The following is an 11,185-nucleotide window of genomic DNA, read 5'->3' as shown; positions in this document are numbered from 1 at the left end:
AGGATCATCGGTGGCTGGTCATCAGGCTGGCCGGTCATTGAGCCGGTTCCCTTTGCCCAGACATAGTACTCAGCATTCGGGACACCAGTGATGGTGACGGAGAACGGGTTGCCACGGACTACAGTGTCCTTGTTGGCTTCGATCTTCACCTGGTCGGTGGCGATCTGAACACTCTTTACTGCAGAGATGGTCTTTCCGGTGTAGTCTGAACCGTCAGGGGCCTTGTACTGGTCCTTCATCTTGTTGGCGTTACACTCTGCCCAGACCGTGTAGGTACCTGCCTTGTACATGCGGTTGCCATACTTGTCCTCGGCTGCAGTGTTCCATCCGTCGTTGGTTGCCGGCTCAGTGTGCTTGTTGTCCGGGGATACCCAGTACCAGAGCTGCTGGTTGACAGCAAGCGCGGTCAGCGGGATTTCCTTGCCGTTGTTTCCAACAAGGTTGGTGTAGACACCACCATCTGCACTCTTTACTTTGATCTTGAAAGGTGCATCTGCAGGCTGGTACCCTGGACGGGTGATGATGCTCTGCATGTTGGTCTCAATGACAAAGTTACCGTAGTTGCCTACTGGAATTGCCTTGCCGGTCACATCTTCATTTACGGATCCGTCCCAGATCTTGAGATTGAGGGATGGTTCCTTGATGTTGAATGCGAGCGGGCCTTTTACGCTGCCGTTCCACTGATACCAGTTGCCGGTCTTTCCGACGAAGATATCAGGAGAAACATAGAATGACTGTGCGTTGGTAACCTGCTGGATATCTGCAGGCTGCTCAGTCTCAGTGTTGGTACCTGGCTGCCACCATGCAATCTGGCTGGCACCGCCGGTAGCTGCAGAGACATCAAGTCCCTTCTCACCAAGGAATATCTCTCCTCCGGCCGGGATCTTGTTGATTGCTGCAGTGGCGGGGAATGCCATGATTGCAAGTGCAACAAGCACCATCATGACAACTGCAAATCGTGCGTTCATTACATGTCCTCCGAATGAATACAACCCATATCCCACACACCAGGCTATCTATCCTGATGAATGACGATATGGAATACTCCGAGAGTAACTCCGAAGTATCATTACTTAGTTGTCCGGTATATTTTATATTCTTGTGATCCGTTTTGTCCAAGATTCACAAAGGAGAGATCCACCTTCAGAACCAATCTCTAAAAATAATTGAATATTCTTTAAAATGACGAACGAAATAATCTGATTCAGGTTGGCAGAGAAAGTATTTAATATATTGTTAAAATATCTTAAACCTATAATTGATTCTTTTCTTCCCATTTAGCGCCGGAAAGAAATTAACAATCGATATAAGGATTCATGATGTAGAACCCTGCCCGCATAGGATCGAAAACAGATAGTCATACTTTTATCAAAGCATAAGGGTGATTGAGTGGGGAATTAATTCATCCCATTACGAATAACCCTTATTACCTAACCAAATATCATGATCTGATCCCGAATTGCACTCATAGACTTTTTATCGTTATTATACTCATTCAATGACAGAGACTAATAAGCAGTCCTGATATGAGTGCAGGCATTGAGGATCTCATGAAGGGAAAAAAGGTTACTCATATCTGCATAATATTTAAGATGGGACTGTTTTGTAACTTCCGATAAAAACCTGAAATCCTATCGTGTTCCAAAAAAATAAGAAAATCGTGGTTTAATAAGCCAATTACCCTATATCTACCTGAATTCGGCGATGAGGTTCTGAATAAGTGATAGCCTGTTTTAATACAGAAAAAATTTCTGAAGGATGTGTACGGAGTGTAAGTGGAACATCTGGAACACGTGGAACACTTTGACTTGCGATCAGGGTAGACTATTTTTTATCCGGAGTTTTCATTTGCCTGAATAAAATCTTCACGGGCTATCCCTGCCTGAGTACAAATCATCCGAAGAGTTGATATTTTTATTTTATTGTGGCAGGGCATGGTGAGAGGTATTTTTGTACCGTCTGGATTCTGGCGCTCCCATGAAATGTGATTTCAAGACCTTATTACATGGAAGCCCATTGATTCAAAGGATTTTATCACTCTGAGTAATGATGCATCGTGAGGGAATTTCATTCAGATAACAACCTCAGCGAGATCGGCCCCGATGAGATCATAATCTTGGAATGCATTATTCCCGAAGGTTTCAAGATGAAACCGTATTACAGAAGTGACATCATCTCATGCTTCTTGGTAGGTGTCTCCCTCTCCTATGACAACTCCATTCATTCCCACCGGATAGGCGATATATCCATCAGGATGATGTTCAACAATAATTTTTATTTGATTCAGATGAGATAGGCATCCGGGGTTATCTGTCCGGATGAAAGGGCTTTAGGAAGTGATTCTTCTCCGCTGGTGTATTTGATGAATGAAAAGAGTCAAAAAAGATGAAGGGGTTCATGAAAAAAATCCTACCATTGCCTAAGAATTTTTCTTGAGACTCTAGGCCACCACGGCCTGAAGCCTCAGCCGAGATTTGAACTCGGGACCTGCTGATTACAAGTCAGCCGCTCTGCCAGCTAAGCCACTGAGGCGCGGGAACAACTTATACTTCTCAACACTTAAAGATAATGTTTGATCGGTTTCTTTTTCCGGCTTCGGTACAGAACAATCTGGAATGGTACAGCTGACTGTGGATATCGGAGGCAGACCAGGGGTTGACTGCCGGGGGTTCTGTACATACTGTTATTTTAAACACGCACAGGATCTCCCTGCATTTGGATGCAAATATTGCCTTCCATTCACGAAAGGCTGTGACTATTGTCTGCGTAGTGTGCAGGAGAAATACTCAGGGTTTATTCCATTACGGGATGTAGCAGAGAAAATACTAGGGGACCTTCAGATGCTCACCGGTGACCTGACCAGGATTACCATTTCAGGTGGCGGAGATCCGAGTTGTTATCCTGATTTTACCGATCTGATTGAACTGTTATCATCCCTTGAAGCACCGCTCCATATCGGGTATACCAGCGGGAAAGGGTTTGATAACCCGGATATTGCAGACTTTTTAATTGAAAACGGCCTTCAGGAGATCTCATTTACTGTATTTGCCCATGACCCTGAGCTCCGCCGGTTATTTATGAAGGATCCAACCCCCGAAATATCACTGGAGATTCTGAAAAGACTGGCGCAGAACATTGAGGTATATGCCGCGCTGGTAATCCTGCCAGGAGTAAATGACGGACCGGTTCTTGTTGATACCATCAGGTGGCTTGAAAGCATCGGGGTGAAGGGTGCCATTCTTATGCGCTTTGCAAACACCTATGAACAGGGCCTCATTTTAGAGAATGCGCCGGTGATCCCGGGTCAGAGAATCCATACCACTGATGAATTTTCTGAGTTGGTCCGGCAGATGAGATCGATAACCCGCATGCGGATATCCGGCACACCCCTGTTTGATCCTGATCTCGGCTCTCCCTTCATCCTTGCTCATGAACCGGATCATCTCCGGCTCCTTCCAATGATAACCGGACATGCAGGGGTCATCACGGGGACTATTGCGGGTCCGTTTCTGAACAAAGTTCTTTCAGCCCGCGGTGGAGAAAATCTCGTAATCACGGTGGAGAAAGAGATCGCGGATCTCATCACCATCGAAGATATAAAAAATCTGGACCTGAGCGCCCTGCCGGAGACCATCATTATCCCTGGAAGATCCTTCATTCATCTGTCTGAGGCTGAACAGGTATTATCAGCAGACGGAAGACAACGGATGGTTATTCGCGGTCCGGATATGCTCACCGCTGATGGAGAGACGTCAATGGGCATGACCAGGGATGAAGTGCTTGCTCTGGAACTGGAAGGATTTCGTACCCTCATTACCCTCATAAACCAGTGGGGCCGGTAACGGGTACCCTTATCTTCTCCCACGGTTTACAATATACCGCACTTTTCATAGTGCTGGCAGACGCAAGTCCGACGTGATCAATAAATCACTGCCCGAAACGGGCTTTGGGATTGCAGAGAGTTGGCAGGTTCGTTGTATCTGACTCTTTTCTCTCTCAGGATTTTGCTCTGTTTACAGGAGGATTTAGAAATGGCACGAATGCATGCCCGTAGAAGAGGTATTTCACGTTCAGTCAGACCATACCGGACCCAGGCTCCGGAGTGGTCCAACACGGACAAGGAAGCCATTATCAAGCAAATAATAGACCTGCGAAGACAGGGGAGTTCAACCGCCGAGATAGGGCTGGTGATGAGAGACAAGTATGGTGTTCCCAGTGTCAGGCTCGCAACAGGAAAGAAGATAACCCAGATTTTGCGTGAAAATGACCTCGCATCAGAGATCCCGGAGGACCTCAGGAATCTCATTCAGAAAGCCCTTGGAATGCGTAAGCACCTTGCTGAAAACAAGCGTGATATCCACAATAAGCGCCAGCTTATGCTGACTGAATCCAAGGTCCGCAGACTGGTCAAATACTACATAAACAGCAAAAAACTTCCAAAAGACTGGATTTACAAACCGGAAACCGCAGAAATTCTCCTGTCCAGATAATCCTACGGTTGATATGTCCATTGAAACTGCTGCAAAGGACCTTGCATATGAATTATCCAGACAGAGCTCTGTGGACATCCTCTGTCATCATGATGCAGACGGCATAGCAGCAGGATCCATCATGGCGATGGCCCTGTACCGGGCAGGCATTCCCTTCAGACTGAGGATTACTCACCGGCTATCTGAAGATAACCTCCCCAAGACCCGCCCGCTCCTTCTCTGTGATCTTGGAGCAGGAATTGCCGGTTTACCAGAGGATACGATGGTAATTGATCATCATCTTCCCCTCTTTGAAGGTTCCCACCATGTAAATCCGAGGCTTGACGGAATTGACGGGGACAAAGAACTCTGTGCAGCCGGGACGGCATATCTTGTGGCAAATGAACTGGGAGACAACCGGGATCTGGCTGGCCTTCCCCTCCTGGGGATCATTGGTGACGAGCAGACCCTGACTGGCAGGAATCAGGAGATCTATCTTGATGCCCTGGCAAATGGGATCATCAGTAAAAAAAGAGGGATTACTCTTCCGGGAAGAACACCGGCCGAGCAGATTGAGCTTGCCGCTGAACCATTTCTTCAGGGAATATCAGGATCACAAGAGGAATCTCTTCGTATTATTCATGCATCAACTACCGGTGATACATTACAAATCGATATCCTCTGTTCACTCCTCGTTCTTCATGCCGCTGAGATATGCAGGCCTGAGGCAATGGATTCCCTCTGGGGAGATATCTGGGTCCTGGAGCGTGAAGTGATAGAAAACGCACACAATATGGCATTTGTCGTGGATTCATGTGGGAAAGCCGGACATGGTAGTATTGCAGTTTCATTGTGCCTTCGTTCATCCGGACTGATCGAAAAAGCATATGAAATAGCACGCGCCCATCGTCTTTCGCTCATACAGGAGATGAACCGGGTTCTTACCAAACCACCGGATAAACATATGGGCCCGATCATGTGCAGTGATATGCACCTTGTCAGTGACCTTGCCGATATTGTGTTCAAAAATATTCCCTACCGCTCACCGGTCATTGTCGCAGTTCAAAAAAATGACGGTACCTGTTCATGTTCAGTCAGGACTGACGGGAATAACGGACGTTTTGCAGGAGAGATAGTGCATCAGCTCGCCTGTGAATATGGAGGATACGGCGGAGGGCATCAGAACCGGGCAGGAGCCACCATCTCCTGTGAAAATCTGAATAAGTTTTCTCAAGGGATCGTGGAGGCTTTTAGTTCATGAATATTTCGGGGATCATCAGGACAACGCATCACCGTGCGCAATGCATTGCAGATGCGGTATCCACAGATAACCTGTCAGAGATGAGAACCTGGGCAGAGGGCAATTCTGTCATCACCAGGATCGCAAGTTCCAAAGTGAGGTCAGTTATCGCATCAATGGACGATTATCTCATGAATCTCACCGTAGCTGAAGATGTTTGTGAAAAATCAATACAAACGGATTCATCAGGAGTAATGAGATGAATGCGGGGTTAAACCACCCGTTTGAATTGTGGTATCAATACAGGAAGTCAGAACAAATGCATCATAATGAAAAAAGGTGTGAATAATGGCAGCGAAGAAACCAACAGGAAGAAGAGTCGACGGATGGAAAGCAAAATCCTGGTATAAGGTCTACAGTCCGGACAATGTCGGGAAGGTATACCTTGGCGACACCATCGCAGATGATCCGGGAAAACTTATCGGACGGGTCATGCAGGCACCGCTCTCAGAACTTGTGAACGATTATACAAAGCAGAACGTGAAGATGAAATTCGCAATCACCAATGTTGCAGGTGATTCAGCATACACATCATTCATCGGTCATGAACTAGCACGTGATTTTATCAGATCACTGGTAAAACGCCGGACCTCACGGATTGACAGTGTGGTAAACTTTGTCAGCAAGGATGGCTGCAAGGTCCGTGCAACGGTCACCTGTTTCACACTTACCCGTGCAGACCAGAGTCAGCAGCATGAGATCAGAAGAATTCTTACCAATGACGTGCTGGCCTTTGGCAAAGAGAACGAACTCGGAGTATTTGTAAACAATATCATCAATGGCGAACTTGCAAAGGAACTCTTTAAGAAAGTAAAAGAACTCCACCCTGTCCGCCGTGTTGAAGTTATCAAAACAAAAGTTGAACTTCCCAAGAGTTCAGCCTGATCTTTTTTTTTGTCCGTTGGTTTTCACGAACCATATCACCGGCATATCATCATCATGAGAATCCGGTGATCAAGGTGATGTAGGTGAAAGACCAATGGTACTGCTCATCCTACTATAGAGGGCTCATTATCTATAATCCAGGTGTTACGTAATGTTGGACATACGATTCGTCCGTACAAATCCGGATGTCATCAGGGAAGATCTCAGGAAAAGAAATGATCTGGAAAAGCTGGCATGGATAGATGATCTGCTCATCCAGGATATCCGCCACCGTGAACTTATCGGCCAGACAAACGAATTGCGCCGACGAAGAAACTCAATCTCATACGATATCAACCGTGCAAAAAAGGCAGGTGAGGATGCATCTGCACTCATTGCAGAGGCGGCAGGTCTCCCCGGTCGGATAAAGGAGAATGAAGCCGAGATGGAGGAGATATCGCAGAAGATTCGGTATTATCTCATGCGTCTGCCCAATATCCTCCACGACAGTGTTCCAATCGGAGCTGACGATACGGGAAACGTCGAACTGAAACGATACGGAACACCAAGAACCTTCTCCTTTGAACTGAAAAATCATGGACAACTTGCCGCAGATAATAACTGGGCCGATTTTGAACGGGCAACGAAAACTTCCGGTGCAGGATTTTATTTCCTGAAGGGTAACCTTGTACTCCTTGATCTGGCGCTTCAACGATTCTCCCTTGATATCTTAATCGAAAAAGGTTATACACCCATCATTCCTCCCTATATGATCAATCGCAAGTCATACGAGGAAGTAACGGATCTTGATGATTTTGAGAAGGTAATGTACAAAATTGAGGGCGATGATGCATACCTGATCGCAACGAGTGAACACCCCATGGCGGCCATGTATCAGGATGAAATATTTGAAGAGAAGGATCTGCCTCTCAGACTTGCCGGCTTATCCCCCTGTTTTCGGCGTGAGATTGGTTCCCACGGGCTTGATACCAAAGGTCTGTTTCGTGTTCACCAGTTCCACAAGGTTGAGCAGTTTGTGTATTGTCATCCGGATGATTCATGGACGATCCATGAAGAACTTCGGGAAAATGCCGAAGAAATTTTTCAGAAACTTGAAATCCCATACCGGGTGGTGAATATCTGCACCGGGGATATCGGAACGGTTGCTGCAAAGAAGTATGATATCGAGGCGTGGATGCCCCGTGAAAACGAGTACCGTGAAGTTGTTTCATGCTCGAACTGCACGACATATCAGGCAGTCCGGTTAAATATCAGGGTCAGGGACAAAGAAGACTTTGAGTCAAAACAGTATGTGCACACCCTTAATTCCACCGCAATAGCAACATCACGGGCCATGCGGGCAATTCTTGAGAATTATCAGCAGGAAGACGGATCTGTTGAGATTCCCAAAGTATTACGTCCATATATGAATGGCCGCGAATATCTCTGAAACACTGGGATGACAGAGAAGTCCAGGTTTTTCAAATATCTCTGGTCCAGATACAATCGATAGCTCTTTTTTTACAGACCCCAAACTGTTCTGAACTGATACATGAACATTGCAGAAACACTCGAACTTGAAACGATCACGCTTGTTGAACCACTGTTTTCTGATCTTATCTACCAGGAGATGGATGATCTCATGACCGAAACTTCGGGAAAGAGCGGAAAGATTCTGGTGGATGAAGAGGAAAGTCCGGTTCTTTTTGCTAAAAGTGATGAGAACGGATTTTGGACCGGCTGTATAACCATGTTTCGTGAGCCTTCGCTGGAGCTCATAAACCTCTTCGAACAGTTTGAATGGGACATGTACCAGGAAGATCGGGAGACTATCTGTGATGCGATCAGGGAGTATTACAGTGTCAGGTTATGTAATACGGTCATACCCGGACCGGATGATCTGAATCCTACGCGGGCCAAAAGCATAGAAGCACTCCTGAAGAGGACGGTTGGCTCACAATCAGATGAAATCTGTATTGACTGTTGCTGTGGTACGGGTGTGGGCTCTTTGGTACTGAAAAAACAGGGGATGCACCCCCTTGCATACGATAATGACGAATCACTCCTCGTGCGGGGCATCATCGAAAAAAGGCTCATACCTGAACGGACGATGTGGATCGATGGGAGGATGATTCACCGGTTTATGAAAGAGAAAGCCTCTCTTGTCTGTGGATTCATGATTGGTGAGATTCACCCATTTAATGCACACATATGGCAGGAGATAATTACTGCTGCATGCAGGGTGTCGGAAAACGCCCTTTTTACTGCGGGTACTGAACCGGAGATCCGTCAGATCGAGGAATGGATGAGGGATACAGGAAAAAAAGGTGAAATATTCGAATCAGATGCAGATCCCATATATGATCGGTGGGTCTGCTATTCAGAGTAGGGAACGGTACAGGTCCTCCTCATTCCACCCATGGAAACGAGGAGATATCAATTTTCTGGCTTGATTTGTCTCAACTCGTTAATCTCTGATCACTTCTCCGGTTCTGATCTTGATGGATTCTTCTACGGGTATGATAAAGATCCTGCCATCTCCAATCTTTCCGGTGTAGGCTCCTTTCTTTACTGCTTCTATAACCTCATTGACCTTGTCAGCGGGAACGAGAACTTCCATCTCAATCTTGGGGATAAGATCGACTTCTATCGTTCCACCGCGATACTGAAGGCTGATACCTTTCTGTTCTCCACGACCCTGAACCTCGGTAATGGTCATGCCAAAAAAACCAGCCTCTTCAAGGGCTGCTTTCACGGCATCAAGTCGCTCTGGTTTTATAATGGCTTTTACAAGTCTCATGATTCACCTTTTTATGATCTGGCCCGCTCTCCATGCTGGGAGATGTCAAGTCCGACATATTCTTCATCATCCGATACCCGAAGTCCGATTGTCTTGTGAATGATCATCGCCAGGATGTAGGTCACCACAAAGGCATACCCGACGGCGATCAGTGCATCAACGGTATTTATTCCAAACTGATATGGATTACCGGCAAGAAGACCAGTCTTTCCAACGCTTGCAAATATACCTGTTGCGATTGCACCCCACAGACCACCAACACCATGTATGGCCCATGCATCAAGACTCTCGTCAAACCCTTTCTTCAGCCGCCAGAGGAGTGCTCCATAACATATTAGGCCTGCAACACCACCAATGACAAGTGATGACGGGACATCAACAAATCCGGCTGCCGGGGTGATACCAACCAGACCTGCGATTGCTCCTGACACCATCCCGACCGAACTCGGCTTTCCACGGATACTGCTTGCAAGCAGCCAGGTCAGCGCTCCTGCAGCCGCTGCGGTATTCGTCACCATAAAGGCATTTGACGCAAGTCCATCTGCCGCAATTGCACTCCCCGCGTTAAATCCAAACCATCCGAACCAGAGCAGTGCTGCACCAAGCAGAGTCATCGGGATGTTATGAGGTTCTATGGAGTTCTCACCAAAACCCATCCGTTTTCCGATGACAAGGGCAATTGCCAGGGCACCAAATCCTGAACTGATGTGAACAACGGTCCCTCCTGCAAAGTCCAGCGCTCCAAGCGAGGCAGCCCAGCCGCCACCCCATGCCCAGTGTGCGAGTGGATCGTAGACAAGGGTTGTCCAGAGCAGTCCGAAGACCACAAATGCTGAGAGGCGGATTCGTTCAGCAACCCCCGATGTCAGGATTGCCAGTGTGAGTGCAGCAAAGACCAGTTGGAATGCTGCAAACAGGATGTCTGGTATAGGAAGATTTGTCGCTTCCATCCCAACTCCTGAGAGGCCGATAAAATCCAGAGCACCGATAAAACCTCCAACATCTGATCCAAATGCGAATGAATATCCGCAAAAGACCCACTGTACACTTACGAGAGCATAGCTGAGGAATGCCAGTGCCACCATTGAGATGACATTTTTCCTCCGTACCAATCCTCCGTAGAACAACCCGACCCCTGGAGTCATGAGCATGACCAGGCAGGTAGAGGCAAGTATCCACGCAGTTGCACCACTATCCAGCGTCATTATCTAATCACCTGATTGATCACCAGTATAGCTGATCTCATTTCAGCCTGTAATCATCCTATTGTTTCAGGAGAGGAATTCCAGAACTGAATATGTCAGCCATCCCCAGTGGGTCTGATCCACGTGGGTAGTAAGAAGTTATCTTCCACCATATATAAATATTATTATTACTGGACAATTACATAAACTATCCCATTGCAAGAGATTTCAAAAAAATAAAAGCATAAATATGTTTAAAAATACTAATGGAGTTAAATTGAAGAGATTATTTTTTTAGTCTTCTACCACGGTGCTTTTTCTTTTTCCTTTTTTTATCATCCGTTTCATGTTCATTTCGCATCTTCTCCCGTGCTGCCTCTTCGTCAGATGCGCATTCCAGGTCCGCAAGAATATCAAGCGGATCCTTCATCTCATTTACAAGACGGATAATACGGGATAACCGCTCAACGCCAATAAAGTGCTCAGCCATCACCCGTGCCAGAGGAGTTAACCTGATAGTACCGTTCTCCTTTGAGATGAGATTTCTGGAAAGGAGCAGCTCTTCAAC

The 11,185-nt window shown here is 46.7% G+C and carries 10 protein-coding genes, 1 tRNA gene and 1 pseudogene; 7 read left to right on the top strand and 5 right to left on the bottom strand.

Features of this window, described 5'->3' with window-relative positions:
• Positions 1-968 (bottom strand): DUF3821 domain-containing protein (locus PLA23_RS05685; protein ID WP_324474360.1); only part of this gene is annotated, 968 nt, incomplete at its 3' end.
• Positions 969-2,459: 1,491 nt separating this feature from the next.
• Positions 2,460-2,532, bottom strand: a tRNA-Thr gene (locus PLA23_RS05680).
• An 83-nt stretch (positions 2,533-2,615) separates the two neighbouring features.
• Here PLA23_RS05680 and mmp10 point away from each other — a divergent pair.
• From mmp10 to PLA23_RS05645, 7 genes are all read left to right on the top strand, one after another.
• Positions 2,616-3,842, top strand: a complete 1,227-nt coding sequence (mmp10, locus tag PLA23_RS05675; protein ID WP_324474358.1) for a methyl coenzyme M reductase-arginine methyltransferase Mmp10 — start codon at positions 2,616-2,618, stop codon at positions 3,840-3,842.
• Positions 3,843-4,031: 189 nt separating this feature from the next.
• Complete coding sequence (locus tag PLA23_RS05670; protein ID WP_324329949.1) at positions 4,032-4,490, top strand: 30S ribosomal protein S15; 459 nt, start codon at positions 4,032-4,034, stop codon at positions 4,488-4,490.
• A 13-nt stretch (positions 4,491-4,503) separates the two neighbouring features.
• On the top strand, positions 4,504-5,730 hold the full coding sequence (locus PLA23_RS05665) for a DHHA1 domain-containing protein (protein WP_324329951.1): 1,227 nt from the start codon (positions 4,504-4,506) through the stop codon (positions 5,728-5,730).
• Positions 5,727-5,972: a KEOPS complex subunit Pcc1 gene (locus PLA23_RS05660; RefSeq protein ID WP_324474356.1), complete on the top strand. Its 246-nt coding sequence runs from the start codon at positions 5,727-5,729 to the stop codon at positions 5,970-5,972. Before PLA23_RS05665 ends, PLA23_RS05660 begins: the two co-directional genes overlap by 4 nt.
• Positions 5,973-6,057: 85 nt before the next feature.
• The gene (locus tag PLA23_RS05655) at positions 6,058-6,654 is read left to right on the top strand and encodes a 30S ribosomal protein S3ae (protein ID WP_324474353.1); all 597 of its coding nucleotides are present in this window, start codon (positions 6,058-6,060) and stop codon (positions 6,652-6,654) included.
• 151 nt (positions 6,655-6,805) lie between these two features.
• On the top strand, positions 6,806-8,083 hold the full coding sequence (gene serS / locus PLA23_RS05650; RefSeq protein WP_324474352.1) for a serine--tRNA ligase: 1,278 nt from the start codon (positions 6,806-6,808) through the stop codon (positions 8,081-8,083).
• A 102-nt stretch (positions 8,084-8,185) separates the two neighbouring features.
• Positions 8,186-9,022, top strand: coding sequence for a hypothetical protein (locus tag PLA23_RS05645; RefSeq protein WP_324474350.1), 837 nt, complete (start codon positions 8,186-8,188; stop codon positions 9,020-9,022).
• 78 nt (positions 9,023-9,100) lie between these two features.
• On the opposite strand, the gene PLA23_RS05640 is transcribed toward PLA23_RS05645, so the two are convergent.
• The 3 genes and pseudogenes from PLA23_RS05640 to PLA23_RS05630 form a co-directional block, all read right to left on the bottom strand.
• Positions 9,101-9,433 (bottom strand): P-II family nitrogen regulator, encoded by a 333-nt coding sequence (locus PLA23_RS05640; RefSeq protein ID WP_324329960.1) that lies wholly within the window; start codon positions 9,431-9,433, stop codon positions 9,101-9,103.
• A gap of 11 nt (positions 9,434-9,444) precedes the next feature.
• Positions 9,445-10,638 (bottom strand): ammonium transporter, encoded by a 1,194-nt coding sequence (locus PLA23_RS05635; RefSeq protein WP_324329962.1) that lies wholly within the window; start codon positions 10,636-10,638, stop codon positions 9,445-9,447.
• A gap of 265 nt (positions 10,639-10,903) precedes the next feature.
• Positions 10,904-11,185, bottom strand: a pseudogene (locus PLA23_RS05630) (DEAD/DEAH box helicase); the annotation flags it as partial.

It is taken from the genome of Methanospirillum sp., assembly GCF_035406105.1.
In the GTDB taxonomy this organism is placed as follows: Archaea; Halobacteriota; Methanomicrobia; order Methanomicrobiales; family Methanospirillaceae; genus Methanospirillum.
Note: the sequence above shows the minus strand (reverse complement) of the source record. Positions and strands in the feature narration are given on the sequence as shown.

Excerpts from the sequence above, each read along its gene's own strand:
- mmp10 (WP_324474358.1), top strand. The coding sequence starts at position 2,616 with ATGGTACAGCTGACTGTGGATATCGGAGGCAGACCAGGGGTTGACTGC.
- PLA23_RS05670 (WP_324329949.1), top strand. The coding sequence starts at position 4,032 with ATGGCACGAATGCATGCCCGTAGAAGAGGTATTTCACGTTCAGTCAGA.
- PLA23_RS05665 (WP_324329951.1), top strand. The coding sequence starts at position 4,504 with ATGTCCATTGAAACTGCTGCAAAGGACCTTGCATATGAATTATCCAGA.
- PLA23_RS05660 (WP_324474356.1), top strand. The coding sequence starts at position 5,727 with ATGAATATTTCGGGGATCATCAGGACAACGCATCACCGTGCGCAATGC.
- PLA23_RS05655 (WP_324474353.1), top strand. The coding sequence starts at position 6,058 with ATGGCAGCGAAGAAACCAACAGGAAGAAGAGTCGACGGATGGAAAGCA.
- serS (WP_324474352.1), top strand. The coding sequence starts at position 6,806 with ATGTTGGACATACGATTCGTCCGTACAAATCCGGATGTCATCAGGGAA.
- PLA23_RS05645 (WP_324474350.1), top strand. The coding sequence starts at position 8,186 with ATGAACATTGCAGAAACACTCGAACTTGAAACGATCACGCTTGTTGAA.
- PLA23_RS05640 (WP_324329960.1), bottom strand. The coding sequence starts at position 9,433 with ATGAGACTTGTAAAAGCCATTATAAAACCAGAGCGACTTGATGCCGTG.
- PLA23_RS05635 (WP_324329962.1), bottom strand. The coding sequence starts at position 10,638 with ATGACGCTGGATAGTGGTGCAACTGCGTGGATACTTGCCTCTACCTGC.